The sequence below is a fragment of the Serratia sp. CY32780 genome (assembly GCF_052169135.1).
In the GTDB taxonomy this organism is placed as follows: Bacteria; Pseudomonadota; Gammaproteobacteria; order Enterobacterales; family Enterobacteriaceae; genus Serratia; species Serratia sarumanii.
Genome location: NZ_JBJNLI010000001.1, coordinates 531,618 through 557,760 on the forward strand (window position 1 = coordinate 531,618; position 26,143 = coordinate 557,760).

Genomic DNA, 26,143 nt, shown 5'->3' on the forward strand with positions numbered 1-26,143 from the left:
TATTGAGGTGATATGAACGAGTCATACGTGCTTGCTGAAGTCAGCAATGAGAACCAGACGCTGGTTGCGGTGGTTCAGCAAGATCACCGGGCAGCCTATTTTTATATCTATCCCGCCGAAGCCTACAGCGATCGCTATCAGGTGCGCGCCTGCTGGCTGCGCAACCTGGCCGCCGCGCCGCTGCAGGAAGATCGCGCCGCGCTGGAACAAGGGCAGCCGCCGATGCTGGCGGCGGAGTATTGCCGCAACCTGGAAGGCGAAGCGCCGCTGAACCCGGAAGGGTTGATGGTGGTGTGGAGCGAAAGCGACGACGGTGCGGCCCTGTGGTATTACGGCCAACTGCTGGCGGTGATCCCCGGCTGGAGCCTGTATATCGACCATTCGGTGTGCTATTCCGCCAGCTGCATCAAGGAGAGCCCGTTGGCTTATCCGCTCGGCTCGGCCTCGACCAACACCCAGTATGCGCAGGCGGAGAGCACCCGCCAGTTCTGGCGCAGCTGGCAGCGTGAAGAGGGCAATCCGTGGCCGAAGATGCAGCGCGATTTTCAGGCGCGCTATGAGCCGCATTTTGGCCCTTCGGTGAAGTACTACGCCATCGATCAGGGCAAGTGGCCGCCGATGGCCATCACCCAGCACGAGCGCGACGGCATCTATTACTTCCTCACCATGGGGGTCAGCATCCGGCCGATGCCGTGGGTGGAGATCCTGTTCAACGACGAGGCTTCGCGCTATCGCCGCATGGAGATGGCGATCGCCATCGACAGTCAATACATGACCGAAGACAACGCGGTGCAGATGGCCAGTGCGCTGGCTGGTTTCGCGCACGCGCCGTGGGCGCGGCTGACCTGGATCGGCGAAGGGCATACGCTGGAGTCGGACGTGGCGCCGCTGGGCTACGAGGGTTATATTTTATCGTCGTCCTTCTATCCGCATAGTGCGCACCTGGCTCTGCCGCAGCAGTACGGCGATCCGGTGAACCTGTTCTGGGCCAGCCCGGTGTTTACCGCCGAGCGGCAGCTGGCGCACGCCACGCCGAACGGCGGGCACGATCTGGTGAATCGGCTGCGGGAGCAGGGCGTCGACCATATTTTCCGCCCGCGCCAGCCGGTGTGCTGACGCCACTTATCTTCTCTTCGGGAGCCGCCATGACCACCGCGCTGTTGATTATCGATGTTCAGGAGGGATTGTTTACGCCGCCGCCGGCGGATGCCGCGGGCACCGTTGCGCGCATCAATCAGCTGAGCGAGCGCGCCCGCCGGGCGGGCGTGCCGGTTGTCGTCATTCAGCACCACACGCCGGACGACGAGTTGCGGCACGGCAGCGCCGCCTGGCAAGTGCTCGCGGCGCTGAAGGTGGCGCCGGGCGATCACCGGGTGGATAAAACCACGCCGGACTCGTTCCTGCGCACCTCACTGGGCGCGTTACTGATCGCCAACGGTGTATCGCAGCTGGTGGTTTGCGGCTACTCCACGCCGTTTTGCATCGACACCACGGTGCGCAGCGCGGCGGCGCACGGTTATCCGGTGACGCTGGCGGCGGATGCCCACACCTGCCACGACAAACCCTATGCCGACGGTTTGCTGATCCGCACCCACCATAACGAGACGCTGTCGAATATCGAAAGCTTCGGCGTGCCGATCCGCGCCGTTCCCGCGGCAGACATCGTGTTCTGAGAACGGAAAAACGGGGGCCGAGGCCCCCGTTCGTTATTTCAGGCCCGCCCGCCGCGCCGCCACCTTGGCCAGCGCGGCCAAGTCCAGATCCGCATCCCCCTGCGCCATCGCGTCGAGGAAGTTGTCTTTCAGCACCCCGGCGAACGGCATCGGCGTATGGCTGTCGGCCCCGGCGGCCAGCGCCAGCCCGACGTCCTTCAGCCCCAGCGCCAGCCGGAATCCGGCGGGGGAATACTTCTCGGCGGCGATCAGCGCGCCATAGCCCTGATAGGCCGGGGCGGCGAAGACGGTGCTACTCAGCATCTGCAGGTAGTCGGTGCCGGACACGCCGTAGTTGCGCACCAGCGCGCTGCCTTCCGCCATCGCTTCAATGGCGCTGGCCAGCGTAAAGTTGGTGGCGATTTTGACCACGTTGGCCTGCGCCGGATCGGCGCCGAAGTGCCAGGTTTTCTGGCCGAGGGCATCGAACAGCGGCTGCGCTTGCTTCAGCCGCTCGCTATCGCCGGCCGCCAGAATATTCAGCTTGCCGGCGGCGGCCACGTCGACCCGCCCCAGCACCGGCGCGGCGAGATAGCCGATGCCGTGTTCCGCATGCAGCGCCGTCAAACGCTTGGCGAGTTCGACCGAGATGGTCGCCATATTGATATGCAGCGCGCCCGGTTTCATCCGTTGCAGCAACCCGCTGTCGACCACCACCTGTTGCGTGGCGGCATCGTCGGCCAGCATGGTGATCAGCACGTCGGCATCGGCCAGCTGTTCCGGCCGTTCTGCCTGCCGCGCGCCGGCGCTCACCAGCGGCTGCGCCGCCTGCGGCGAGCGGTTCCATACCGTTAAGGCGAAGCCCGCTTGCAACAGGTTGGCCGCCATGGCGCTACCCATCCCACCCAGTCCGGCAAATCCGATCTTCATCATGCGCTCCTTTTTCAGGTTGAAGGTTTTACCCTAGCGCGCCAGGCCAGGAACGCAAATGCCGGAGTGTAACGCCGTCTTACGCGCTATTGACGCGTTGCCGCTGCGGGTATACCTTGATGCCATGAATATATCGATGCACTCCACCCACAATCAGTCATGGTGGCGCCTCTTCTGAGGCGGCACGAGTATTCACATCTCTTATTAATGCCGCCGGTTTGGCGGCATTATTTTTTGTGGCGTTGATCCGGCGGTCTACAGACCTTCAGGAGCACTGTCATGAGCTACACCATTCTTACCGGCGATCGCGCCACCGGCCCACTGCATTTAGGCCACTTCGTCGGCTCGCTGCGCCAGCGCGTGGAACTGCAGCACCAGCATAACCAAACGGTGATGGTGGCGGATCTGCAGGGTCTGACCGACAACGGTAACAACCCGCAAAAAATCAGCGCCAACGTGCTCAACGTGGTGGCCGACTATCTGGCGGTGGGCATCGATCCGCACAAGACCACGATCTGCCTGCAGTCGGCGCTGCCGGCGTTGGCCGAGCTGACGATGTACTACCTCAACCTGGTCAGCGTGGCGCGGCTGGAACGCAACCCGACGGTGAAAAACGAAATCGCCGAGAAGGATTTCGCTCGCAGCCTGCCGGCCGGTTTTTTGATTTATCCGGTCAGCCAGGCGGCGGACATCACCGCCTTTGGCGCCACCCACGTGCCGGTCGGCGAGGATCAGCTGCCGATGCTGGAGCAAACCAATGAGATCGTGCGGCGTTTCAACCACATCGTCGGCCAAGCGATATTAACGGAGTGCCAGCCGTTGTTGAGCAACGTCGGGCGTTTGCCGGGGCTGGACGGGCAGGGCAAGATGTCGAAATCGCGCGGCAACGCCATTCAGCTTGGCGCCGGCGCCGACGAGGTGCACAAGGCGGTGATGAGCATGTTCACCGACCCCGGCCATCTCAACGTCAGCGATCCCGGCCGGGTGGAAGGCAACATGGTGTTCACCTACCTGGACGCCTTCTGCGAAGACGCCGCGCTGGTGGCGGATCTGAAGGCGCACTATCGCCGCGGCGGGTTGGGGGACGTGAAAATCAAACGGCTGCTGGAGGACTGTCTGCAGAGCCTGCTCGAGCCGATCCGTGCCCGGCGCGCCGAATTCATCGCCGATAAAGGCGAGCTGACGCGCATCCTGCAGCACGGCACCCGCCGCGCGCATCAGGTCAGCCAACAGACGCTGCGGCAGGTCAAGACGGCGCTTGGGCTGGACTTCTTCACCCTGGAATGAGGCGAACGCCGGGGCGGCACGCGTCACGCCCTGGCCATAAAACCATCATCCCACTGTCATAAACTTATCCGTTAATAGGTGCCCATAATGATTAGCCACTGAAACCAGAGAAATCATATGGCTCAGGCACTGTTAAAATTGGCACAGCACGACTTTCCAGGGCAGCACGCCGCCGCATCCCGCAAAGTATTGTCGGTAAAGGGACTCGGCAAGGCCTACAAAGCGCAGCAGCGCGTGCTGGATGACATCAATTTCGATCTGCACGCCGGCGAATTCGTGGCGGTGATCGGCCGTTCCGGGGCGGGCAAGTCCACGCTGCTGCATACCCTGAACGGCACCATTCCTTCCAGCTGCGGCGAGATGCTGCACTTCGAAGACGATGGCGCAGCGCAGGATATCGCCCAGCTGGCCGGCCGCCAGATGCGCCAGTGGCGCGCGCGCTGCGGCATGATCTTCCAGGACTTCTGCCTGGTGCCGCGGCTGGACGTGATGACCAACGTGCTGCTGGGCCGCCTGAGCCACACTTCCACTCTGAAATCCTTCTTCAAACTGTTCGATGATACCGACCGCGCTCGCGCCATCGAGCTGTTGCAGTGGCTCAACATGCTGCCGCACGCGCTGCAGCGCGCCGAGAACCTCTCCGGCGGCCAGATGCAGCGCGTCGCCATCTGCCGCGCGCTGATGCAAAACCCGCAAATCCTGCTGGCCGATGAGCCGGTGGCGTCGCTCGATCCGAAAAACACCCGCCGCATCATGGACGCGCTGCAGAAAATCAGCGAAGACGGCATCGCGGTGATGGTGAACCTGCACTCGGTCGAACTGGTGAAAGAGTATTGCTCGCGGGTGATCGGCATCGCCCACGGGAAGATCGTGTTTGACGGGCATCCTTCGCAACTGAACGAACGGATCCTGCACCAGCTGTATGGCGAAGAAGCCAATCAGATCCATTGAAGCACTTTTGACCTTTACCCTTTACACACAAGGCACACCTGATGAAAAAAGTATTGAGTCTGACCACCCTGATGGCCGGCGCGATGATGGTATTTAATGCTGCCGCAGCGGATGCGCCGAAAGAGCTGAACCTGGGCATTCTCGGCGGCCAGAACGCCACCCAGCAGATCGGCGATAACCAGTGCGTGAAGCAGTTCCTGGACAAAGAGCTGAACGTCGATACCAAGCTGCGCAACTCGTCCGACTATTCCGGCGTGATCCAGGGCCTGCTGGGCGGCAAGATTGACCTGGTGCTGAGCATGTCGCCGTCGTCGTTCGCTTCGGTCTACATCAAGGATCCGAAAGCGGTGGACATCGTCGGCATCGCGGTCGACGACGTCGACCAGTCGCGCGGCTACCACTCGGTCGTGGTGGTGAAGGCCGGCAGCCCATACCAGAAACTGGAAGACCTGAAAGGCAAGGCCATCGGCTTCGCCGATCCGGATTCCACCTCCGGCTTCCTGATCCCGAACCAGGCGTTTAAAAAGCTGTTCGGCGGCACGGTCGACAACAAATACAACAACACCTTCTCCAGCGTCACCTTCTCCGGCGGCCACGAGCAGGACATTCTCGGCGTGCTGAACGGCCAGTTCGAGGGCGCGGTGACCTGGGCGTCGATGATCGGCGACTACAACACCGGCTACACCAGCGGCGCGTTCACCCGCATGATCCGCATGGATCACCCGGACCTGATGAAACAGATCCGCATCATCTGGCAGTCGCCGCTGATCCCGAACGGCCCGATCCTGGTGAGCAACTCGCTGCCGGCCGACTTTAAGGCCAAAGTGGTCACCGCCATCAAGAAGCTGGATAAAGACGATCACCAGTGCTTTATCAAAGCGATGGGTGGCAAGCAGCACATCGGCGACACCACCCTGGCGGAATACCAGACCATCATCGATATGAAGCGTGAGCTGACCAAAGGCGACCGTTAATTCCTGGCTGCCTCGGCCGTCCGAATGAAGGGGTTCAGCGTGCTGAGCCCCTTGTTCCATAAAGATGGAAGACCTCTTTTGAATACCGATTTCGCACACTACTACCAACGGATCCGCAGCAAGCAAAAGCGTGAAGCGCTGCTGTGGTCGCTCGGGCTGGTGGCGCTGTACCTGGGCGCCGGCAATCTCGCCGAGTTCAACCTGCACACCGTCTGGGTGTCTATTCCGCACTTCTTCGACTACCTGGCCGAAACCATTCCGACGCTGCATTGGCCTCTGCTGTTCGCCGACGGGCGCACCGAGGGCTCGCTGGCCTACTGGGGTTACCGCCTGAATATCCAGCTGCCGCTGATCTGGGAGACCCTGCAGCTGGCGCTGGCGGCGACCATTTTCTCGGTGCTGGTGGCGACCGTGCTGGCGTTTCTGGCGGCCGGCAACACCTATACCCCGGCCTCGGTGCGGCTGGCGATCCGCACGCTGGTGGCGTTCTTACGCACCATGCCGGAGCTGGCGTGGGCGGTGATGTTCGTGATGGCGTTCGGCATCGGCGCCATTCCCGGCTTCCTGGCGCTGGCGCTGCACACCATCGGCAGCCTGACCAAGCTGTTCTACGAATCGATCGAAACCGCCTCCAACAAACCGGTGCGCGGGCTGGCGGCCTGCGGCGCCACGCCGCTGCAGCGCATGCGCTTCGGCCTGTGGCCGCAGGTGAAGCCGGTATTTCTCTCCTACAGTTTCATGCGGCTGGAGATCAACTTCCGTCAGTCGACCATTTTGGGGCTGGTGGGGGCGGGCGGCATCGGCCAGGAGCTGATGACCAACATTAAACTTGACCGCTACGATCAGGTCAGCATGACGCTGCTGCTGATCATCGTGGTGGTTTCCGTGCTCGACTACGTGTCGGGCGAGCTGCGCAAGCGCGTGGTGGAGGGGGCAAAATGATAGCGGGCACTCCAGCGTCGGCGGAAACGCTGCGCCAGTTGAAACAGCAGCATCCGGCGATCTTCGCGCAGCAGGGGCGCTACCTGCGCACCGTCGGCCTGATAGCATTGGCGATCGTGCTGTACTACGTGTTCTTCTTCCTGGTGTTCGGCATTACCTGGCCGCAGTTTATCAACGGCTGCCAGCAGCTGGGGCGCTATTTCCTGCGCATGTTCGTCTGGCACGACTTCGTCAACTGGCCGTTCATGTACTACTTCCAGCAGATCGGCATCACCATCGCCATCGTGTTCGCCGGCACCATCACCGCGTCGCTGATCGCGCTGCCGCTGTCGTTCTTCGCCGCGCGCAACGTGATGTCGACGCCGCTGCTGCGGCCGATCTCCGTGCTGGTGCGCCGCTTGCTGGACGTGCTGCGCGGCATCGACATGGCGATCTGGGGGCTTATCTTCGTGCGCGCCGTCGGCATGGGGCCGCTGGCCGGGGTGTTGGCGATCGTGATGCAGGACGTCGGGCTGCTGGGCAAACTGTACGCCGAAGGGCATGAGGCGGTGGACAAGTCCCCCAGCCGTGGCCTGACGGCGGTAGGCGCCAACGGGTTGCAGAAGCACCGCTACGGCATCTTCACCCAATCGTTCCCCACCTTCCTGGCGCTCAGCCTGTACCAGATCGAGTCCAACACCCGCTCTGCGGCGGTGCTGGGCTTCGTCGGCGCCGGCGGCATCGGCCTGGTATACGCGGAGAACATGCGGCTGTGGAACTGGGACGTGGTGATGTTCATCACCCTGATCCTGGTGGTGGTGGTGATGATCATGGACAAGGTCTCGTCGATGCTGCGCAACAAGTACATCATCGGCGAAGACATCCCGCTGTATCAGCAAAAAAGCCAAATCGATTGAGAAACCCCTTGCCGATCCCTATACTGCCGCACATTCAAGGTGTGTGGCAGTCATTTCGTTTCGCAATGTGCGCACGTCCCCGTTAGACAAATAAGGCAATGCAATCCCATGATTAACAACGACGTGCTGCGCAGCGTGCGCTATATGCTGAGCATTAACAACGCCAAAATGGTCGAGATTATTAAACTGGACGATTTCGAGGTGGCGGTGTCGGCGATGGACGCTTACGTGATCAAAGAAGGCGAGCCGGGCTACGAGAAGTGCCCGGACGAAGTGATGGCGCACTTCCTCAACGGCCTAGTGTTCTTCAAGCGCGGCAAGGACGACAAGTTCCCGGCGCCGGCGGTAGAGCTGCCGATCACCAATAACCTGGTGCTGAAAAAGCTGCGCGTGGCGTTCGAGCTGAAAGACACCGATATGCACCAGATCTTCACCGCGGTGGACTTCCGTATCTCCAAGCCGGAGCTGAGCGCGCTGTTCCGCAAAGAAGGCACCAAGAACTACCGCCCGTGCGGCGATCAGATGCTGCGCTACTTCCTCAAAGGGCTGGCGCAGCGCGTTCGCGGCGAGTAACGCGCAGCGTTCATCGAGCCTCAGGCGCAATCGCAAGGTTGCGCCTTTTTTATTGCCGCTCTCCCGCCCGCCGTTGTTGTACTGGCTCTCAGCCATCCGCCATCGATGGTGGACGGGCCGCCCCTCCGGTTACTTTCTCATGGTCAATTCAATCCCCCCAACCATGAGGAAAGCAGGATGCCAACCATCACGAAAACCCAATCACTTTACACGTTGACCCGGCCGGTCTGGCTGGATGCGGCAGGCATGAGCAAGGGCATCGATCACGATCGTCAGCACCTGGGCATCATTCTCGCCGCCGGGCAGGTGCTGCGAGTGCGGCAGACCAACGCGGCGTTTACCGGCAAGCTCACGCTGCGCTTGCTGCATGACGACAGCAAAACGGAGGCTGAATTCAGCGTCGGCGCGAGCTGGGTCGAGGCCCAGGTCAATGCCGTTTCGGTGCCGTTTATCGATACGCCGTACGGGCAGGGCGAACCGGCGCTGGAGTTCGAGTATCCGGACACGGCGAAAGCGCTGCCGGTTTATCGCCGTGGCGAAAACGAAGCCGCATTTTTCGCCCGCTGGGACGATCGGGACGCCGAGTTTGCGCTGGTCGATGCGGAATACGCGGTATTGCTGGTGCCGAAAATCAGTAAACCGGCGCTGAAGTCGCTGGGCGAAGCGAAAAACATCGACGGGCTGATCGCCTACTATGACCGCATTTTCACCTTCTACAATGCGCTGACCGGCGTCTCGTTCGAGGCCGAACACGAATCCGATCGCAATATTCGCAACCGCTACTTTATGAAGGCCGATAAACACGGCGCCGGCGCCGCGTATTACGGCGGGCGCTGGACGGCGGAAACCAGCAACTCGGTCAGCAGCTTCTGGCTGACGCCGAAAGACAGCAACTGGGGTAGCCTGCATGAGATCGCGCACGGCTATCAGGGGCACTTTATGGGCGACAAATATTTCTCCACCGGTGAGATGTGGAACAATATTTACGCCGCTTGCTATCAGGACGTGATGCTGGGAGAGCGCAAATACCAGGAAGGGTGGCTGTATAACTACGGCAACGCGGCCGGCGTCGAGAAGAAAATCGTCGATCTGATCGCTCAGGGCACGCCGCTCAACCAGTGGGATCTGCGCTCCAAGCTGTTCTTCGCGATGCTGATGGTCGACAAGGCAGGCAAGAACGCCTTCACGCACTTTAACCAGCAGTATCGCCAAAGCTGCAATACGCCGGGCTTCGTGCCGTCCGAACATGCCTTGCTGGATCTGCTGTCGGCAAGCTTCGCCGCGGCCGGCGAGCAAATCGACGTGACGCCGTTCGTCGAGTTGACCGGCGGCGTGATCACCCAAGCGCAGCGCGATCTCAACGCGTTCAGCCACGCCAAGGCGGTGTACCCGCTCTATCAACTGGTGGATGCGCAGAGTTTGCCGGCGGTGCAGGCACAGCTGAAGCTGGATTCCTCCCTGCGGCTGGTCGATTCCTGTCAGCTCAAGGCGAGCGGCCTGAAAGGCGATGTCGCCCTGAGTCTGGATATCGATGACTTTGCGCAGATCTACGGTGAGGATCTGGTGCTGATGGAAGGGGCGCGCTATGCCTACAAGGTTCGTATCGACGCGCCGACCCTGGCCCTGAATGCGTTGCCGATCGGCGTGTACACCCTGCGGTTGCCGACCGGTAAAGATCGCAAATACCGGCCGACGGCGGGTTACCTGACCGTGAAACAGGGGAAAAGCGCGGTGACGCTTCGCTTCGAGCGCAAAGCCGCTTCGCCGATCGTGTCGCAGGAGATCAATCTGTTGGGCCTGAGCGATGCGGTCTTCGCCACCGTGGTCGTCGATCGCGCCAAAGGGGCGGTGGTGGTTGACGTGACCAGCACCACGCCGCACGCCTACTTCCCGGGTGAAACCTATGCCCGGGTGACGCTGCGCGATCGGCAGGGTGCGGTGCGGTTCAGCAAAGAGGTTCAGGGCACTCAGGCTACGTTAAGTCATGACGAGCTGCCGTTTGCCGAGGGTGATGACATCGAGATTTATCATGTGGAGCCGAGCCGGGTGCGTTTGAATCCGGCGGCGGCCGGCGTCATCGATAACAAAAACAAAACCAACGTGCTGCGTATCGAAACCAGCGGGCTGAAAAACCCGGCGTTGCCCGGCGATCCCGAGCAGGCGCTGCTGACGCGCCTGGAACAGGCGGCGCAGCGTTTGCGTCGGCTGCTGCCGGCCTACTACGCGCCATCGTCGTCGTTCAAGGACGATATTTATCTGGCGATCGGCGCCTTTGCCGAGCCGCAGCGCGAGCCGCTGTTGGCGACCTATCGGGATTGCTTGCCCGCCGACAATACGCCGCCGGACGCTAACGTCGGCAATGCGTTTACCGTGGTTTGCAAAGGGATCGGCGATCGCCAGTTTCTGACCGGCGCCGTCGATCTGGTGAAGAAAACCGTGACCGTGACGCTGTCGGCGGGGATTGCTCACCACTACTTTGCCGACAGCTACGCCTTCCTCAGCGTGACGGATGCGGACGGTAACACCTTGCTCAGCTACGACGTCATCGGCAGCCAAAATCAGCCGGCTAAAACCTGGGTGCTGCCGCTGTCGGGTTATGGCGGTGAGGTGATCCATCTGCGGCATGAAGAGCCGGACAACCGTCTGGCGATCGTTAACGAGATGCAGCACGTGCGGTTGGCGGAGAAGGGCAAGCAACAGACCTACTGCATTACCTCGATCGGTTTGAAACGTATCAACGACTGATCCACATCCCCCTCCCGGGGCGGCGAGCGTCGTCGCCCCGGTTTTCCTCTGCATCATCCCCTTATTGCACTCTTTTTGTTCTCCCGCTGCGCGCCGCTGGTGCAGGCCGTTCGCCGTCGTCGTCATAAGTTTTAATTATAATTTATTGAAATCATGAGATTAAAAATTGGCACGCCGGTTGCTATGTTGAATCCCATCTTGTGTACCAGATGGAATTCAGCCGATGAGCGACCCTGTTGAAACGTGCGGTTTTACCCTCAGTGAATGGCAGCACCATTATCAAACCCGTCCGGCGGGCGAGCGCCTCGCCTGCGTCAGCGCCACGATCGAAGCGCTGGTCGCCGATTTGGATTCAGACGACAACGCCTGGCTGTATCTCGCCACCCCGGCGCAGCGCGAGCGGCAGTATCGGCAACTGGCACAGAGGCTCGAAGCAGTCGCCGGCGATCTCAGCCGCCTGCCGCTGTTCGGCGTGCCCTTCGCCATCAAAGACAATATCGACGTCGGCGGCTGGCCGACCAGCGCCGCCTGCCCGGCGTTCACCTATCAGGCCGCGGCGGACGCCACCGTGGTCGCCAACCTGCGCGCCGCCGGAGCGATCTCCCTCGGTAAAACCAACCTCGACCAGTTCGCTACCGGGTTGGTGGGCACCCGCTCACCTTATGGCGCGGTGGTCAACAGCTTCGACAGCCGCTACGTCAGCGGCGGCTCCAGTTCCGGCTCCGCTTCGGTGGTGGCGCGTGGCCTGGTGCCGTTCGCGCTGGGCACCGACACCGCCGGTTCGGGCCGCGTGCCCGCCGGGTTCAATAACATCGTCGGGCTGAAGCCGACCAAAGGGCGGTTGTCCAACTGCGGCGTGGTGCCGGCCTGCCGGTTGAACGATACGGTATCGGTCTTCGCGCTGACGGTGGCCGATGCCGCGCAGGTGGCGGAACTGGCGAGCGGCTTTGACGCGGCAGATCCGTATTCCCGCCCCGATCCGCATACCGCGCCGGCGGATATCCCCGCCGCGCCGCGTTTTGCCGTTCCCGCCCAGCTGGAGTTTTTCGGCGACGTGCAGGCCGAGCGGGCGTTTCACCGCGCATTGGCGCAGCTGCAGGCGGGCGGCGCCACGCTGGAGCCCCTCGATTTCGCGCCGTTTCGCACCCTGGCGGAGCAGCTGTATTACGGCCCCTGGGTGGCGGAGCGCACCGTGGCGATTGAGCAGGTGCTGGAAGCGAACCCGCAGGCTATCGACCCGGTGGTGCGCGGCATCGTCGGCAACGGCCTGGGCTACAGCGCCTGCGACGCCTACAAGGCGGAATACCTGCGTGCCGAATTGGCGCGGCAGATCGCCCAGCGGCTGGCGCCGTTCGACGCGCTGGTGGTGCCGACCGCGCCCACTATTCGCACCCTGGCGGAGATGGCGCAGGAGCCGGTGCTGTTCAATTCGCAGTTCGGCACTTACACCAATTTCACCAACCTGGCCGATCTGAGTGCGCTGGCGCTGCCGGGGCCGCTGCGCGAAGACGGGCTGCCGGCGGGCATCACCCTGATTGCGCCCGCCTGGCATGACCGGGCGCTGGCGGCGTTTGGCCTGCGCTGGCAACGGCAAAGCGCCTTGCCGCTCGGCGCAACCGGCCGGGCATTGCCGCCGCAGCCCGCGCCGGCGCCGTCTTCGGGACACGTGCGTCTGGCGGTAGTGGGCGCTCACCTCAGCGGTATGCCGCTCAACGTCCAGCTGACGCAGCGCGACGCGGTGCGGGTTGAGCAAACCGTCACCGCCCCCTGTTACCGCCTGTACGCGCTGGCCGATACCGAGCCGCCGAAGCCGGGGCTGGCGCGTGTGGCGCAGGGAGCGGCGATCCGTCTTGAGCTGTGGGACATCCCGCTGGCCCGTTTCGGCGAGTTTGTGGCGGAAATCCCGGCGCCCTTGGGTATCGGCACGCTGCTGCTGGCGGACGGCCGGCGGGTGAAGGGGTTTATCTGCGAAGCCTGGGCGCTGGAAGGCGCCACGGATATTACCGAGTTTGGCGGCTGGCGCGACTATCTCGCCGGCGTTAAGGGGGCATGAACATGTTTACTACCGTACTGATCGCTAACCGCGGCGAAATCGCCTGCCGCGCCATTCGCACCCTGAAACGCCTGGGCGTCGCCAGCGTGGCGGTTTATTCCGACGCCGACCGCAATGCGCCACACGTCACCGAAGCCGACAGGGCGGTGGCGCTCGGCGGCGACAAGGCCGCCGACAGCTACCTGAGCATCGACAAGATCCTTGCGGCGGCGGCAGCCACCGGCGCGCAGGCGATCTACCCCGGCTACGGCTTTTTGTCCGAGAGCGCCGAGTTTGCCGACGCCTGCGAGGCGGCGGGCATCGCCTTTATCGGCCCGACGGCGGCGCAGATGCGCGAGTTCGGTCTCAAGCACCGGGCGCGCGAGCTGGCGGCGTTGGCCGGGGTGCCGATGACGCCGGGCACCGGCTTGCTGGAGAACGTGGAGCAGGCGGTTGCCGCCGCCGCGCGCATCGGCTACCCGGTGATGCTGAAAAGCACCGCCGGTGGCGGCGGCATCGGCCTGACGCGCTGTGACGACGAGGCGGCGCTGCGCGAGGCTTACGACAGCGTCAAACGGCTGGGAGAGCAGTTCTTCCGCGACGCCGGCGCGTTTATCGAACGCTTCGTCGATCGGGCGCGTCACGTCGAGGTGCAGATTTTCGGCGACGGCCAGGGGCGGGTGGCGGCGCTCGGCGAGCGCGACTGCTCGCTGCAGCGCCGCAACCAAAAAGTGGTGGAGGAAACCCCGGCGCCACACCTGCCGGCGGCGACCCGCCAGGCGCTGCATCGGGCGGCGGTGGCGCTGGGCGAATCGGTGAATTACCGCAGCGCCGGCACCGTGGAATTTATTTACGACGCCGCGCGCGACGAGTTTTACTTCCTCGAAGTGAACACCCGCTTACAGGTCGAGCACCCGGTCACCGAGATGGTCACCGGCCTGGATCTGATCGAATGCATGCTGCAGGTGGCGGCGGGCGATGCGCTGGATTGGGCGGCGTTGCAACGCGCGCCGCAGGGTGCGGCGATCGAAGTGCGTCTCTACGCCGAAGATCCGCTGAAAAACTTCCAGCCCAGCCCCGGCGTGCTGACCGAGGTGCATTTCCCCGCCGACGTGCGCCTCGACGGTTGGGTGGCGACCGGCAGCGAAGTCTCGGCGTTTTACGACCCGATGATCGCCAAGCTGATCGTACACGGCGCTGACCGCGCGCAGGCGCTGGAAAAACTGCGCGTGGCGCTGGCGGCGACCCGTTTGCACGGCATCGCCACCAACCTCGATTATCTGCGGCAGGTGATCGCCACGCCGCAATTTCAGCGCGGCGACGTTTGGACGCGCCTGCTGGACGATTTGCATTACCAGCCGCACTGCCTCGAAGTGCTGCAACCCGGCACCTACAGCAGCGTGCAGGACTATCCCGGCCGCCTCGGCTATTGGGACATCGGCGTGCCGCCGTCCGGCCCGATGGACGACTTCGCGTTCCGGCTGGCCAACCGCATCGTCGGCAACCACCCGGCGGCCGCCGGGCTGGAGTTCACCCTGCAGGGGCCGACGCTGCGCTTTCACTGCGACGCCACCATCGCGCTGACGGGTGCCAGCTGCCCGGCCGATCTGGACGGCGAAGCGGTCGCCTACTGGCGGCCGATCGCGGTGCGGGCCGGGCAGGTGCTGACGCTGGGGCGCGCCACGCACGGTTGCCGCACCTATCTGGCGGTACGCAACGGCTTCGACGTGCCGGTGTATCTCGGCAGCCGTTCCACCTTCGCGCTCGGCCAGTTCGGCGGCCACGCCGGGCGCACCTTGCGCGTGGCGGACATGCTGGCGATCGCTCAACCGGAATTGGCCGCCAGCACCACGCCGGCGCCGATCGCCGCGCCGCAGGCGATGGACGACAGCCTGATCCCGCACTACGGCGACCAGTGGCACATCGGCGTGCTGTACGGGCCGCACGGCGCGCCGGACTTTTTCACCGCCGAATCGATAGACGCCTTCTTCGCCACCGACTGGCAGGTGCATTACAACTCCAATCGCCTCGGCGTGCGCCTGTCGGGTCCGAAGCCCGAGTGGGCGAGAGAGGACGGCGGCGAAGCCGGTTTGCATCCTTCCAACGTGCACGACTGCGAGTACGCCATCGGCGCGATCAACTTCACCGGCGACTTCCCGGTCATCCTGACCCGCGACGGGCCGAGCCTCGGCGGCTTCGTCTGCCCGGTGACCATCGCCAAGGCCGAGCTGTGGAAAGTGGGGCAGGTGAAGCCGGGCGACCGCATCCGGTTCCATCCGATCGGTTTTCGCCAGGCGCAGTCGCTGGAACAGGCGCAGCTCGGCAGCATCGAAGCGCTGGCGGCGGTGAAGGCCATCACCCTGCCGCCGCCGGATCTGGCTCCGGCGGATACCGTTTCCGCCGCGGTGCTGGCGGCGCTGCCGGCGGCGGAAGGGCGCCCGGCGGTGGCGTATCGCCAGGCGGGAGACGGCTACATCCTGATGGAGTACGGCGACAACGTGCTCGATCTGGCGCTGCGGCTGCGCATTCATCTGCTGATGCAGTCGCTGCGCCAGGAGGCGATACCGGGCGTGGCGGAGCTGGCGCCGGGCGTGCGTTCGCTGCAGATCCGCTACGACAGCCGGCTGATAAGCCAGGCCGATCTGTTGCAGCGCCTGCTGGCGCGCGAACGGGCGCTGGGGGACGTCAGCCGCCTGAAGGTGCCGACGCGCACCGTCTGGCTGCCGATGGCGTTCGAGGATTCGGCCACGCTGGGGGCGGTCGATCGCTATCAGCAGACGGTGCGCGCTTCGGCGCCCTGGCTGCCGAACAACGTCGATTTCATTCAGCGTATCAACGGCCTGAGCCGACGCGAGCAGGTGCGCGACATCCTGTTCGACGCCAGCTACCTGATCCTCGGATTGGGAGACGTTTACCTCGGCGCACCCTGCGCGGTGCCGCTCGATCCGCGCCATCGCCTGCTGAGCTCCAAATACAACCCGGCGCGCACCCACACCGCCGAAGGGACGGTCGGCATCGGCGGCATGTACATGTGCATCTACGGCATGGATTCGCCGGGCGGTTACCAGCTGGTGGGGCGCACGCTGCCGATCTGGAACAAATTCCTCAAAAACCCGCAGTTCACCGCCGGTGAGCCCTGGCTGCTGCGCTTCTTCGATCAGGTACGCTTCTACCCGGTCAGCGAGCAAGAACTGGACGAGCAGCGCGAAGCGTTCCGCGAAGGGCGCATGCAGGTGCGCATCGAAGAGAGCGAGTTCGACTTCGCCGCCTACACCGATTTCCTGGCCGACAACGCCGGGGCGATCGCCGACTTCCAGCATCGCCAGCAGCAGGCGTTCAGCGCCGAAGTGGCGCGCTGGCGCAGCGATGACGACGAGGCCGAGGCGCAGCTGTTGCCACCGGTTGAAGAAGACGCGATCGACGGCGATCTGGTCAGCGCCGATCTGAACGGCAGCGTGTGGAAGATCCTGGTGGAGCCGGGGCAGGCGGTGGCGGCCGGGCAGCCGCTGATCGTGGTCGAGGCGATGAAGATGGAATTGGCGGTCACCGCGCCGCGCGCCGGGATCGTCAAACGCATCAGCTGCCGGCAGGGGCGGCCGGTCGGGCCGGGCGACGCCCTGCTGTGGCTGGAAAAAGCGATCTGAATGGAGGGGCGAGGATGCAAATCACCAACGGAGAGCACAAGGCGCGGCCGGAGGGGCTGGCGGAGCGCATTTATCTGCAGCTCAAGGCCGACATCTTCGAGTTTCGCCTGCTGCCGGGCGATCGCTTCAGCGAAAGCGACGTGGCGCAGCGCATGGCGGCCAGCCGCACGCCGGTGCGTCAGGCGCTGTTTCGACTCGAGCGCGAAGGCTATGTCGAGGTGCTGTTTCGCAGCGGCTGGCAGGTGCGGCCGTTCGATTTTGCCTACTTCGAAGAGCTGTACGACTTGCGCATCGTGCTGGAACAAGAGGCGGTGAAACGGCTGTGCGAATGGCCGGCCGGGGAAACGCCGGCCGCGCTGGCGGCGCTGAACCGTTTTTGGACCGAAGCGCCGCGTCTGGCGGACGGCCAGGTGGTGTCGCAGCACGACGAGCAGTTTCATCAGGCGTTGGTGGCCGCGGCGGGCAACGGCGAAATGGCGCGCATCCACCGCGAGCTGACCGAAAAGATCCGCATCATTCGCCGGCTAGATTTCACCCAGCAGGCGCGGGTGGACGCTACCTACCGCGAACACGCCGCCATTTTGCAGGCGATCCTGCAGCGGCAAAGCGGGGTGGCGCAAGCGCTGCTCGGCGAGCATATCGCCGTCAGCAAGGCAGAGGTACGAAAAATAACGCTGCACATGTTGCACCAGGCGCGGGCCCAGCAGCCGGCGCGCTCGGCGTAACGATTTTGATTTCACACACATCAGGAGTTTGAACTATGCAACGTCGTCGTTTTATCAAAGCTTTTGCGCTGTCCGCCGCCGCGCTCGGCCTGGGCCTGGCCTGGAGCGCGCAGGCCGCCGACACCATCAAGGTCGGCATTCTGAGTTCGCTCTCCGGCACCATGGCGATTTCCGAGACGCCGCTGAAGGATGTGGCGCTGATGACCATCGACGAGATCAACGCCAAAGGCGGGGTGCTCGGCAAAAAGCTGGAGCCGGTGGTGGTGGATCCGGCCTCCAACTGGCCGCTGTTCGCCGAAAAGGCGCGCCAGCTGCTGAGCCAGGACAAGGTGGCGGCGGTGTTCGGCTGCTGGACTTCGGTGTCGCGCAAGTCGGTGCTGCCGGTGTTTGAGGAGCTGAACGGGCTGCTGTTCTACCCGGTGCAATACGAAGGCGAAGAGATGTCGCCGAACGTGTTCTATACCGGCGCGGCGCCGAACCAGCAGGCGATCCCGGCGGTGGAATACCTGCTGAGCGAGGACGGCGGCGGCGCCAAGCGCTTCTTCCTGCTGGGCACCGATTACGTCTATCCGCGCACCACCAACAAGATCCTGCGCGCCTTCCTGCACAGCAAAGGCGTACAGGACAAGGATATCGAAGAGGTCTACACGCCGTTCGGCTACAGCGATTACCAGACCATCGTCGCCAACATCAAAAAATTCGCCGCCGGCGGCAACACCGCGGTGATCTCCACCATCAACGGCGACTCCAACGTGCCGTTCTACAAAGAACTGGCCAACCAGGGCGTCAAGGCCACCGACGTGCCGGTGATCGCCTTCTCGGTCGGCGAGGAAGAACTGCGCGGCATCGACACCAAACCGCTGGTGGGCAACCTGGCGGCCTGGAACTACTTCGAATCGCTGGATAACCCGACCAACAAGCAGTTTGTCAGCCAGTGGAAAGCCTACGCCAAGGCGCACAACCTGCCGAATTACGCCACCGCGGTGACCAACGATCCGATGGAGGCCACCTACGTCGGCCTCCACATGTGGGCGCAGGCGGTGGAAAAGGCCGGCACCACCGACGTCGATAAGGTGCGCGCGGCGATGGCCGGGCAAACCTTCGCCGCGCCGTCGGGCTTCACGCTGACCATGGACCAGACCAATCACCACCTGCACAAGCCGGTGATGATCGGCGAGATCGAGGGCAACGGCCAGTTCAACGTGGTGTGGCAGACCGAAGCGCCGGTGCGCGCGCAGCCGTGGAGCCCGTATATCGCCGGCAACGACAAAAAACCGGATTACCCGGTGAAAGGCGGCAAGTAACGTCACTCAGCGCCGGCGCGGCCCAACGCCCGCCGGCCCAACAGAAGAGGCAGCTGATGCAATCTCCGTTTTTATCCTCTCTGCGCGTCGGGCTGTGGCTGCTGTGCGCCTGGCCCCTGCTGGCGCAGGCCGGGCCGGCCGATGAGTTTGCGGCGGCCAACCGTGCGCAGCAGGCCAAGTTGCTGCAGGCATGGGCGGCCGAGCCGGACGCCGCGCGCCTGCCGCTGCTGCAGGGGCTGCAGCAGGAAACCGTGGCGATCGACGGGGCGAAGCGCGCCTTTATCCGCCAGGGCGATCGCTATCTGCCGCTCGAGGGCGAGGCGGCCCCGGTTGGCGAACCGAAGAAGGTGTGGCTGAACAACCGGCTGCGCATTCTGATCGCCAACGCGTTGTCGGCGCAGCGGCTGGTCAGCACGGACGCGGCGGTGCGGCTGCAGGCGGCGACCGCGCTGCAGCGCGAAGCGCAGGGCGAGCAGTTGCCGCTGTTGACCCGGCGGCTGGCGCAGGAGAAAGACCCGCAGGTACGCGACGCGCTGAGCATTGCGCTGGCGAACCTGCAATTGACCGACGCCAGCCCGCAGGTGCGCTTCAATGCGGTGCGGCTGCTGGGGGAATCGGGCGAGCCGGAAACCCGCGCGCGGCTGCAGGCGTTGACCGACGCCGCCCACGAGCCGGACGCCGCGGTGCGCGCCGAGGCGCAACGCAGCCTGCAGCGGGTGCAGCATCGCCTGATGATCGGCGATCTGCTCGGCCAGGCGTTCAGCGGCCTGTCGCTCGGCTCGATCCTGCTGCTGGCGGCGCTCGGGCTGGCGATCACCTACGGCCTGCTCGGCGTCATCAATATGGCGCACGGCGAAATGCTGATGCTCGGCGCCTATTCCGCTTACCTGGTGCAGGGGCTGTTTCAGCAGTTTGCGCCGCACTGGCTGGCGCTCTACCCGCTGGCGGCGCTGCCGGTGGCGTTCGCCATCACCGCCGGGATCGGCATGCTGCTGGAGCGCACGGTGATCCGCCACCTGTACGGCCGGCCGCTGGAAACCCTGCTGGCCACCTGGGGCATCAGCCTGGTGCTGATCCAACTGGTGCGGGTGCTGTTCGGCGCGCAGAACGTCGAGGTCGCCAACCCGGCGTGGCTGTCGGGCGGCGTGCAGCTGCTGCCGAACCTGGTGCTGCCGTGGAACCGTATCGCGGTGATCGCATTCGTGCTGTTGGTGCTGGCGCTGACCTGGCTGCTGCTGAACAAGACCCGGCTCGGCATGAACGTGCGCGCGGTGACGCAAAACCGCGCGATGGCGGCCTGCTGCGGCGTGCCCACCGGGCGGGTGGACATGCTGGCCTTCGGGTTGGGATCCGGCATCGCCGGGCTCGGCGGGGTGGCGCTGTCGCAGTTGGGCAACGTCGGGCCGGAGCTGGGGCAAGGTTACATCATCGATTCGTTCCTGGTGGTGGTGCTCGGCGGCGTCGGCCAGCTGGCGGGGACGGTGGCGGCGGCCTTCGGCCTCGGCATCGTCAACAAGATCCTCGAGCCGCAGATCGGCGCCGTGTTGGGCAAGATCCTGATCCTGGTGCTGATCGTTCTGTTTATTCAAAAGCGTCCGCAGGGGCTGTTCGCCCTCAAGGGCAGGGTGATTGACTGATGAGCCAACCATTGACCGTAACCGGCGTGCAGAAAGCGCCCCGGCTGGCGTTGAGCATCGGCGCGCTGGCGTTGCTGGTGCTGCTGGTGATGCCGTTCTTGACGCTGTTGCCGGCGGATCATCCGCTGGCGGTGTCTACCTATACCCTGACGCTGGCGGGCAAGATCCTGTGCTACGCGGTGGTGGCGGTGGCGCTCGATCTGGTGTGGGGCTATGCCGGGCTGCTGTCGCTCGGCCACGGGCTGTTCTTCGCGCTCGGCGGCTACGCCATGGGCATGTACCTGATGCGGCAGGCGGCGGGCGACGGGCTGCCGGCGTTTATGGCGTTTCTCTCCTGGAATGAGCTGCCGTGGTTCTGGAGCGGCACCCAGCATTTCGCCTGGGCGCTGTGCCTGATCGTGCTGGTGCCGGGCCTGCTGGCTTTCCTGTTCGGCTACTTCGCCTTCCGCTCGAAAATCAAAGGGGTGTATTTCTCGATCATGACCCAGGCGCTGACCTATGCCGGCATGCTGCTGTTCTTTCGCAACGAAACCGGCTTCGGCGGCAATAACGGCTTTACCGGTTTCACCACGCTGCTCGGCTTTCCCATCACCGCCGCCGGCACGCGGGTGGCGCTGTTCCTGGCGACGGTGCTGCTGCTGGCCGCCAGCCTGGCCATCGGCTTTGCGCTGGCGCGCAGCAAGTTCGGCCGGGTGCTGACCGCGGTGCGCGATGCGGAAAACCGGCTGACCTTCTGCGGCTACGATCCGAAGGGCTTCAAGCTGTTCGTCTGGACGCTGTCGGCGGTGCTGTGCGGGCTGGCCGGCGCGCTCTATGTGCCGCAGGTCGGCATCATCAACCCCGGCGAAATGTCGCCGACCAACTCGATCGAGGCCGCCATCTGGGTGGCGCTCGGCGGGCGCGGCACGCTGGTGGGGCCGCTGCTCGGCGCCGGCATCGTCAACGGCGCCAAGAGCTGGTTCACCATGGCCATTCCCGAATACTGGCAGTTCTTCCTCGGCCTGATGTTTATCGTCGTCACGCTGTTTCTGCCCAAAGGGGTGATCGGCCTGCTGCGCCGGAGGAAAACCTCATGAAAGCGATGCAAGTGACCGACGAGCTGTTTACCCACCCGCTGCCGGCGGATAAATACCGGCAGCAAACCGATCCGGTGCTGCAGCTCGACAACGTCAACGTCAGCTTCGACGGTTTTCGCGCGCTGACCGATCTGTCGCTGCGCATTGGCGTCGGCGAACTGCGCTGCGTGATCGGCCCCAACGGCGCCGGCAAGACCACGCTGATGGATGTGATCACCGGCAAGACCCGGCCGGACAGCGGCAGGGTGTTTTACGATCAGACCGTCGATCTGACCCGGCTGGCGCCGATGCAGATCGCCCACGCCGGCATCGGCCGCAAGTTTCAAAAACCGACGGTGTTCGAGGCGCTGACGGTGTTCGAAAATCTGGAGATCGCGCAGAAAACCCGCAAGTCGGTGTGGGCCTGCCTGCGCGCCCACCTGAGCAGCGAACAGCGCGATCGCATCGACGAGATGCTGAAGACCCTGCGGCTGGGGCATGAACGCCACCGGCCCGCCGGGCTGCTGTCCCACGGGCAAAAACAGTTTCTCGAGATCGGCATGCTGCTGGTGCAGGAGCCGCACCTGCTGCTGCTCGACGAGCCGGCGGCCGGCATGACCGACGCCGAAACCGACTACACCGCCGAACTGTTCCGCGAGCTGGCGGGCAAGCATTCGCTGATGGTGGTGGAGCACGATATGGGGTTTGTGGAAACCATCGCCGATCGCGTGACGGTGCTGCACCAGGGGCAGGTGCTGGCGGAAGGATCGCTGGCGCAGGTGCAGGCCGATGAACGGGTGATTGAGGTATATCTGGGGCGCTGAGGAGGCGTAATCATGCTGCAGGTAGAAGAATTGAATCAATATTACGGCGGCAGCCACATTCTGCGCGGCCTGTCGTTCGAGGCGCGCATCGGCGAGGTGACCTGCCTGCTGGGGCGCAACGGCGTGGGCAAGACCACGCTGCTGAAATGCCTGATGGGATTGGTCCCGGCGCGCAGCGGCAGCGTGCGTTGGCAGGGCGAAACCATCACCGGTAAAAAGCCGCATCAGCGGGTGCGGGCGGGCATCGCCTATGTGCCGCAGGGGCGGGAGATTTTCCCGCGCCTGACGGTGGAGGAAAATCTGCTGATGGGGCTGGCGCGCTTTTCCGGCGCCGCTGCACGCACGGTGCCGGATCCGATCTATGAACTGTTTCCGGTGCTGCGGCAAATGAAGGATCGGCGCGGCGGCGATCTCTCCGGCGGGCAGCAGCAGCAGTTGGCGATCGGCCGGGCGCTGGCCTGCCGGCCGCAGCTACTGATCCTCGACGAGCCGACGGAAGGGATCCAGCCTTCGGTGATCAAGGAGATCGGCGCGGTGATCAAACAGCTGGCGGCGAAGGGCGATATGGCGATCCTGCTGGTGGAGCAGTTCTATGACTTTGCCGCCGACCTGGCGGACAGCTATCTGGTGATGTCGCGCGGCAGCATCGTGCAGCGCGGCGCCGGCAGCAATATGGAACAGGACGGTGTACGCGGGCTGGTGGCGATTTGACGTTGGATCAGCTGAAAAAGGATCGGTTGAGCGGATCGCGGGAATGATGCAGCACTCTGATGATATTCACCTCTCGCCTGTGCTGACGAAAATAAATCAGGTGGTTGGCGACGGGCAATACCCCTAGGCCGGGGCCGATTGCATCGATGTTTCTGCCGAGTCGGGGGTGGCTAAGGTTATCGAAAGCCTGTGCAGGTGGCGCAGATAATCTTCGGCCACCTGTAAGCCAAAGTGCGCCAATCCGTAAAAATAGATCTCTTCCATATCGCCAAGGCTTTTGGGCGGACGGTTACTTTCCTGCGCATCCTTTTGCTTTGCTCCGTATTCTTTCCATGAACACATCACGATCCCATTCGACGGCTTCGCCGCTGTGCTCTCCTTCGGCAATCAGGCGCCTAAGCTCTTCCAGTTTTGAGGCGGCGGTACGTTCGCGCAAAGTGCGCACGGATTCGCGGATGACTTCGCTGGGCGTGCGGTAATCGCCGCTGGCCACCAGGTCTTCGACGAAGCTACGCAGTTCGTCACCCAGATCTACCGTTAATGTTCTGCCCATTGTTCCCCCTCACTTTCGGCTATGCTGCGTCATTGTAAGATTAGTTCTTACATTGTGCACGTCAAACTCTCAGGATCTCGACTGCGGCACCGCCATGAGGGCGGAAGCCGCAAGTTTATTAATTAAGGATAACCCATGAACGAAATCACTGTGTCACGCCTCGGTTGCATCGTCCTGTCCCTGTTTCCGGCCCTGTGGGGGCTGTTCAGCCTGTTGAACAATACGGCGGATTTCGCCGGCACCGCGCGCAACGCGGTGGGTCCGCTGCTCGCCATGCAGGATACCTATCAGACGCCGGGGTTGATGTGGCGCGCGATCGGCGCCGACTGGGCCTGCATGTTGGGGTTGGCTGTCATCACCACGCTGGAAACGCTGGCCGGCCTATTCGCGGCCGTAGGCGTGGTGCTGATGATCGGGCGATTTAAAGGCCCTTACGCCGCCTTCGCCAAGGGCAAAATCTGGGCGATGCTGGGGGCGCTTTGCGCGATCGCGGTGTGGGGCGTCGGCTTTATGGTGGTCGCCGGCGACTGGTTTATGGCCTGGCAGGCCAAGAAGGATCCGCTGGCGGTGCAGCTGGGGGCGCTGATCTACCTGGCGCCCAATGCGTTTGCCTTGCTGTTCCTGATGCTGCAGCGGGAGCCGCGCTAAACGACGGCGGAGCGGGGCGCGGTTACAGCGCCTTGCTCATATACCAGATGCCTATCGAGCCCTGGGCGCTGGTGTAGCAGGTCTCGCCACAAATGCTCAATCCCTGGCGCTGATAAAAGCGTTGGGCGCCGGTGTTGCGTTGCAGCACCTCCAGCCACAGCGTCTTCTGCCGGCGCTCGATGGCCCGCTGCTGCACCTGTTCGAACAGGCGCTGGCCATAGCCGTTTCCGGCATGGCCCGGCAGGAAATAGATTTTCTGCAGCTCTGCGCCGCGGGTTTGCGTTGGCGCCAGCAAGCTGTCGACGTTGAGCCGCGCATAGCCGACCAGGGCGTCATTCTCATAGGCCAACAGCCAGCACACGTCGGGATCGCGCAGCGTCCGTTCCAGCGCGGAGACGGCAAAATCCTCGGCCAGAAAGGCCTCCAGCTCGTGCGGGTAGCGCCACAGCTCACCGAAGTGCGCGCGATAGGTGCGGATGCCGATATCGCGCACCTGGGTTAAATCTTCCAGCAATGCCTGACGGACGGTGAACATGAATGAACCTCATCGAAGCGGGAACCGATGAGTATAGCGGGTTAACTTTCAAGATGCCGCGGCGTTTCGCGGCGAAAACCCAGGCCGATGATGCGGCCGAACAGGCGCGGCAGCCAGCGGCTATTGCCGACGCGGGCGATCAGGCGCGAACCGCCCGCCGCGCGGCGTTCGCCCGGCTTGCGCTGGCTCATTTTGATCTGCAAAAACTGGATGGCCCGGGTGGGGAATTCGCGCCGGCGTTGCACGCTCAGCAGATGCTTCAGCTGCAGCCGATGCTGGCGCAGCGGCGGGATCAGGGCGTTGGCGGCGGCCACCGCGTCCTGAATCGCCAGGTTGACGCCCACGCCGCCGATCGGCGACATGGCGTGCGCGGCGTCGCCGATGCACAGCACCCCCGGTTTGGCCCAGCTATCCAGACGATCGATGCGGATGCTCAGCAGCTTCACCTGATCCCACTCGACGATCTCCTGCAGGCGATCGTCCTGGAATGGCGCCACCTCGGCGAGGTGCAGCAAAAATTTCTCCAGGCCGCTGCGGCGGATCGCGTCGAAGCTGCCTTTATCGATCGAGTAGCCGCACTGCCAGTAGTCGCCGCGGTCGATCATGATGAAGTTCTGCTTCGGCCCGGTATGGCCCATCGACCAGGCCGGATCGCCCGGCTGCTTGCTGAGCTTCATCCACAAGACGTCGCGCGGGGCGCCGAAGGAGCGGCTGCTGAGCGCCGCCTGCTCGCGCACCACCGAGTTGCGGCCGTCGGTGCCGATCACCAGCTGGCTGCGCACGCGGATCGGGCCTTCCGGCGTGTCGGCCAGCACGCCGCATACCTGGCCGCGGTCGTAGAGCAGCTTATGAACCTGCGTCGAGGTGAGCAGCCTGAAATGGGGGAATGCGGCGGCCTGCTGTGCCAAAAAGTTGAGGAACTCCCACTGCGGCATAAAGGCGATAAATTTGCAGCGCGTCGGCAGGCGGGTGAAATCCGCCAGCTTGATGTCGCGCCCGGCGACTTCGGCGTGCAGGGATTCGGCGCGCTGGTGCGGCAGCGCCAGCAGTTCGTCGAGCAGGCCCAGCTGGTGCATGACTTCCAGCGTCGACGGGTGAATGGTGTCACCGCGAAAATCGCGCAGGAAGTCGGCGTGCTTCTCCAGCACCGTCACGTCGATCCCCGCCCGCGCCAGCAGATAGCCGAGCATCAGCCCGGCGGGGCCGCCTCCCACGATGCAGCAGGTGGTGGCGTAAGGTGTGATCGGTGATGACGGCATGGCGGTTGACCCCGGAGAGCGGCCCGCATCCCGCGAGCCGCAAGTGAATGGTTTAATGTTGATAATGATTATCAATATCAAGTTTGGCTGTCAACCCGCGGCGCAGTGTGGTCAAAGGGGGCGGACAGATGGCCGACGCGGAACAGCTGGCCGTTGTGCGGCTGTGCCTGCGGCGGTTCACGCCATAAATCCAGCCGCACTAACCGCCACTTGGCGGGCTGCGGCATCGCGAGCATAAGGATTCTCCGCAAAGACGTTGACCGGGA

The 26,143-nt window shown here is 63.8% G+C and carries 23 protein-coding genes and 1 pseudogene; 18 read left to right on the top strand and 6 right to left on the bottom strand.

Translation table 11 applies throughout. From position 1 onward, the window contains the following. Positions 1-12: 12 nt before the first annotated feature. Complete coding sequence (locus tag ACJ8HH_RS02685) at positions 13-1,116, top strand: suppressor of fused domain protein (protein WP_038880072.1); 1,104 nt, start codon at positions 13-15, stop codon at positions 1,114-1,116. 29 nt (positions 1,117-1,145) lie between these two features. Then, entirely contained in the window at positions 1,146-1,673 is a 528-nt protein-coding gene (locus tag ACJ8HH_RS02690) for a cysteine hydrolase family protein (RefSeq protein ID WP_049201024.1), read from the top strand. A 33-nt stretch (positions 1,674-1,706) separates the two neighbouring features. Here the strand turns inward: ACJ8HH_RS02690 and ACJ8HH_RS02695 are convergent, their stop codons facing one another. Further along, on the bottom strand, positions 1,707-2,582 hold the full coding sequence (locus ACJ8HH_RS02695) for an NAD(P)-binding domain-containing protein (protein WP_197766148.1): 876 nt from the start codon (positions 2,580-2,582) through the stop codon (positions 1,707-1,709). Positions 2,583-2,861: 279 nt separating this feature from the next. Here ACJ8HH_RS02695 and trpS point away from each other — a divergent pair, with 279 nt between their 5' ends. From trpS to urtE, 15 genes are all read left to right on the top strand, one after another. Beyond that, positions 2,862-3,869 carry a tryptophan--tRNA ligase gene (gene trpS, locus ACJ8HH_RS02700; RefSeq protein ID WP_033646992.1) on the top strand — a complete coding sequence of 336 codons (1,008 nt, stop codon included), beginning with the start codon at positions 2,862-2,864 and terminating at the stop codon, positions 3,867-3,869. A 117-nt stretch (positions 3,870-3,986) separates the two neighbouring features. Beyond that, positions 3,987-4,820 (top strand): phosphonate ABC transporter ATP-binding protein, encoded by an 834-nt coding sequence (gene phnC / locus ACJ8HH_RS02705; protein WP_060418331.1) that lies wholly within the window; start codon positions 3,987-3,989, stop codon positions 4,818-4,820. A 41-nt stretch (positions 4,821-4,861) separates the two neighbouring features. After that, positions 4,862-5,794 (top strand): phosphonate ABC transporter substrate-binding protein, encoded by a 933-nt coding sequence (gene phnD, locus ACJ8HH_RS02710; RefSeq protein WP_025302014.1) that lies wholly within the window; start codon positions 4,862-4,864, stop codon positions 5,792-5,794. Positions 5,795-5,872: 78 nt separating this feature from the next. Next, positions 5,873-6,736, top strand: coding sequence for a phosphonate ABC transporter, permease protein PhnE (phnE, locus tag ACJ8HH_RS02715; protein WP_033637590.1), 864 nt, complete (start codon positions 5,873-5,875; stop codon positions 6,734-6,736). Further along, complete coding sequence (phnE, locus tag ACJ8HH_RS02720) at positions 6,733-7,632, top strand: phosphonate ABC transporter, permease protein PhnE (RefSeq protein ID WP_033637591.1); 900 nt, start codon at positions 6,733-6,735, stop codon at positions 7,630-7,632. The genes phnE (ACJ8HH_RS02715) and phnE (ACJ8HH_RS02720) overlap by 4 nt, the downstream gene beginning before the upstream one ends. Before the next feature lie 108 nt (positions 7,633-7,740). Further along, the gene (locus tag ACJ8HH_RS02725; protein ID WP_060451406.1) at positions 7,741-8,205 is read left to right on the top strand and encodes a DUF1456 family protein; all 465 of its coding nucleotides are present in this window, start codon (positions 7,741-7,743) and stop codon (positions 8,203-8,205) included. Between the two features lie 177 nt (positions 8,206-8,382). Beyond that, positions 8,383-10,950, top strand: a complete 2,568-nt coding sequence (locus ACJ8HH_RS02730; RefSeq protein WP_197766149.1) for a putative mucin/carbohydrate-binding domain-containing protein — start codon at positions 8,383-8,385, stop codon at positions 10,948-10,950. A gap of 223 nt (positions 10,951-11,173) precedes the next feature. Further along, a complete protein-coding gene (gene atzF / locus ACJ8HH_RS02735) occupies positions 11,174-13,003 on the top strand; it encodes an allophanate hydrolase (protein WP_197766150.1) in 1,830 nt (609 codons plus the stop codon). 2 nt (positions 13,004-13,005) lie between these two features. Next, positions 13,006-16,626 (top strand): urea carboxylase, encoded by a 3,621-nt coding sequence (uca, locus tag ACJ8HH_RS02740; RefSeq protein ID WP_197766151.1) that lies wholly within the window; start codon positions 13,006-13,008, stop codon positions 16,624-16,626. Positions 16,627-16,640: 14 nt separating this feature from the next. Next, complete coding sequence (locus ACJ8HH_RS02745) at positions 16,641-17,351, top strand: GntR family transcriptional regulator (protein WP_033646979.1); 711 nt, start codon at positions 16,641-16,643, stop codon at positions 17,349-17,351. A 35-nt stretch (positions 17,352-17,386) separates the two neighbouring features. Beyond that, on the top strand, positions 17,387-18,655 hold the full coding sequence (urtA, locus tag ACJ8HH_RS02750) for an urea ABC transporter substrate-binding protein (RefSeq protein WP_033646977.1): 1,269 nt from the start codon (positions 17,387-17,389) through the stop codon (positions 18,653-18,655). 56 nt (positions 18,656-18,711) lie between these two features. Next, positions 18,712-20,292 (top strand): urea ABC transporter permease subunit UrtB, encoded by a 1,581-nt coding sequence (urtB, locus tag ACJ8HH_RS02755; RefSeq protein ID WP_060451409.1) that lies wholly within the window; start codon positions 18,712-18,714, stop codon positions 20,290-20,292. Then, positions 20,292-21,368: an urea ABC transporter permease subunit UrtC gene (urtC, locus tag ACJ8HH_RS02760; RefSeq protein ID WP_033637598.1), complete on the top strand. Its 1,077-nt coding sequence runs from the start codon at positions 20,292-20,294 to the stop codon at positions 21,366-21,368. Before urtB ends, urtC begins: the two co-directional genes overlap by 1 nt. Next, a complete protein-coding gene (urtD, locus tag ACJ8HH_RS02765) occupies positions 21,365-22,171 on the top strand; it encodes an urea ABC transporter ATP-binding protein UrtD (RefSeq protein WP_033646969.1) in 807 nt (268 codons plus the stop codon). Before urtC ends, urtD begins: the two co-directional genes overlap by 4 nt. A gap of 12 nt (positions 22,172-22,183) precedes the next feature. After that, positions 22,184-22,882, top strand: coding sequence for an urea ABC transporter ATP-binding subunit UrtE (gene urtE, locus ACJ8HH_RS02770; RefSeq protein ID WP_033653440.1), 699 nt, complete (start codon positions 22,184-22,186; stop codon positions 22,880-22,882). Positions 22,883-22,889: 7 nt separating this feature from the next. Here the strand turns inward: urtE and ACJ8HH_RS02775 are convergent, their stop codons facing one another. After that, a complete protein-coding gene (locus ACJ8HH_RS02775) occupies positions 22,890-23,123 on the bottom strand; it encodes a type II toxin-antitoxin system RelE/ParE family toxin (protein WP_306463662.1) in 234 nt (77 codons plus the stop codon). Positions 23,124-23,171: 48 nt separating this feature from the next. Continuing rightward, positions 23,172-23,435, bottom strand: coding sequence for a type II toxin-antitoxin system ParD family antitoxin (locus ACJ8HH_RS02780; RefSeq protein WP_033646967.1), 264 nt, complete (start codon positions 23,433-23,435; stop codon positions 23,172-23,174). Between the two features lie 135 nt (positions 23,436-23,570). On the opposite strand from ACJ8HH_RS02780, the gene ACJ8HH_RS02785 reads away from it, so the two are divergent. After that, the gene (locus ACJ8HH_RS02785) at positions 23,571-24,083 is read left to right on the top strand and encodes a DUF2165 family protein (protein ID WP_033646962.1); all 513 of its coding nucleotides are present in this window, start codon (positions 23,571-23,573) and stop codon (positions 24,081-24,083) included. A gap of 22 nt (positions 24,084-24,105) precedes the next feature. On the opposite strand, the gene ACJ8HH_RS02790 is transcribed toward ACJ8HH_RS02785, so the two are convergent. The 3 genes and pseudogenes from ACJ8HH_RS02790 to ACJ8HH_RS02800 form a co-directional block, all read right to left on the bottom strand. Further along, positions 24,106-24,618, bottom strand: coding sequence for a GNAT family N-acetyltransferase (locus ACJ8HH_RS02790; protein ID WP_033646959.1), 513 nt, complete (start codon positions 24,616-24,618; stop codon positions 24,106-24,108). Between the two features lie 41 nt (positions 24,619-24,659). After that, positions 24,660-25,877: an FAD-dependent oxidoreductase gene (locus ACJ8HH_RS02795; protein ID WP_043146941.1), complete on the bottom strand. Its 1,218-nt coding sequence runs from the start codon at positions 25,875-25,877 to the stop codon at positions 24,660-24,662. A 77-nt stretch (positions 25,878-25,954) separates the two neighbouring features. Next, positions 25,955-26,095, bottom strand: a pseudogene (locus ACJ8HH_RS02800) (DUF4865 family protein); the annotation flags it as partial. Between the last annotated feature and the right edge of the window lie 48 nt (positions 26,096-26,143).

Bases quoted from the DNA above. Each gene is read 5' to 3' on its own strand.
- ACJ8HH_RS02685 (WP_038880072.1), top strand. From the start codon at position 13: ATGAACGAGTCATACGTGCTTGCTGAAGTCAGCAATGAGAACCAGACG.
- ACJ8HH_RS02690 (WP_049201024.1), top strand. From the start codon at position 1,146: ATGACCACCGCGCTGTTGATTATCGATGTTCAGGAGGGATTGTTTACG.
- ACJ8HH_RS02695 (WP_197766148.1), bottom strand. From the start codon at position 2,582: ATGAAGATCGGATTTGCCGGACTGGGTGGGATGGGTAGCGCCATGGCG.
- trpS (WP_033646992.1), top strand. From the start codon at position 2,862: ATGAGCTACACCATTCTTACCGGCGATCGCGCCACCGGCCCACTGCAT.
- phnC (WP_060418331.1), top strand. From the start codon at position 3,987: ATGGCTCAGGCACTGTTAAAATTGGCACAGCACGACTTTCCAGGGCAG.
- phnD (WP_025302014.1), top strand. From the start codon at position 4,862: ATGAAAAAAGTATTGAGTCTGACCACCCTGATGGCCGGCGCGATGATG.
- phnE (WP_033637591.1), top strand. From the start codon at position 6,733: ATGATAGCGGGCACTCCAGCGTCGGCGGAAACGCTGCGCCAGTTGAAA.
- ACJ8HH_RS02725 (WP_060451406.1), top strand. From the start codon at position 7,741: ATGATTAACAACGACGTGCTGCGCAGCGTGCGCTATATGCTGAGCATT.
- ACJ8HH_RS02730 (WP_197766149.1), top strand. From the start codon at position 8,383: ATGCCAACCATCACGAAAACCCAATCACTTTACACGTTGACCCGGCCG.
- atzF (WP_197766150.1), top strand. From the start codon at position 11,174: ATGAGCGACCCTGTTGAAACGTGCGGTTTTACCCTCAGTGAATGGCAG.
- uca (WP_197766151.1), top strand. From the start codon at position 13,006: ATGTTTACTACCGTACTGATCGCTAACCGCGGCGAAATCGCCTGCCGC.
- ACJ8HH_RS02745 (WP_033646979.1), top strand. From the start codon at position 16,641: ATGCAAATCACCAACGGAGAGCACAAGGCGCGGCCGGAGGGGCTGGCG.
- urtA (WP_033646977.1), top strand. From the start codon at position 17,387: ATGCAACGTCGTCGTTTTATCAAAGCTTTTGCGCTGTCCGCCGCCGCG.
- urtB (WP_060451409.1), top strand. From the start codon at position 18,712: ATGCAATCTCCGTTTTTATCCTCTCTGCGCGTCGGGCTGTGGCTGCTG.
- urtC (WP_033637598.1), top strand. From the start codon at position 20,292: ATGAGCCAACCATTGACCGTAACCGGCGTGCAGAAAGCGCCCCGGCTG.
- urtD (WP_033646969.1), top strand. From the start codon at position 21,365: ATGAAAGCGATGCAAGTGACCGACGAGCTGTTTACCCACCCGCTGCCG.
- urtE (WP_033653440.1), top strand. From the start codon at position 22,184: ATGCTGCAGGTAGAAGAATTGAATCAATATTACGGCGGCAGCCACATT.
- ACJ8HH_RS02780 (WP_033646967.1), bottom strand. From the start codon at position 23,435: ATGGGCAGAACATTAACGGTAGATCTGGGTGACGAACTGCGTAGCTTC.
- ACJ8HH_RS02785 (WP_033646962.1), top strand. From the start codon at position 23,571: ATGAACGAAATCACTGTGTCACGCCTCGGTTGCATCGTCCTGTCCCTG.
- ACJ8HH_RS02790 (WP_033646959.1), bottom strand. From the start codon at position 24,618: ATGTTCACCGTCCGTCAGGCATTGCTGGAAGATTTAACCCAGGTGCGC.
- ACJ8HH_RS02795 (WP_043146941.1), bottom strand. From the start codon at position 25,877: ATGCCGTCATCACCGATCACACCTTACGCCACCACCTGCTGCATCGTG.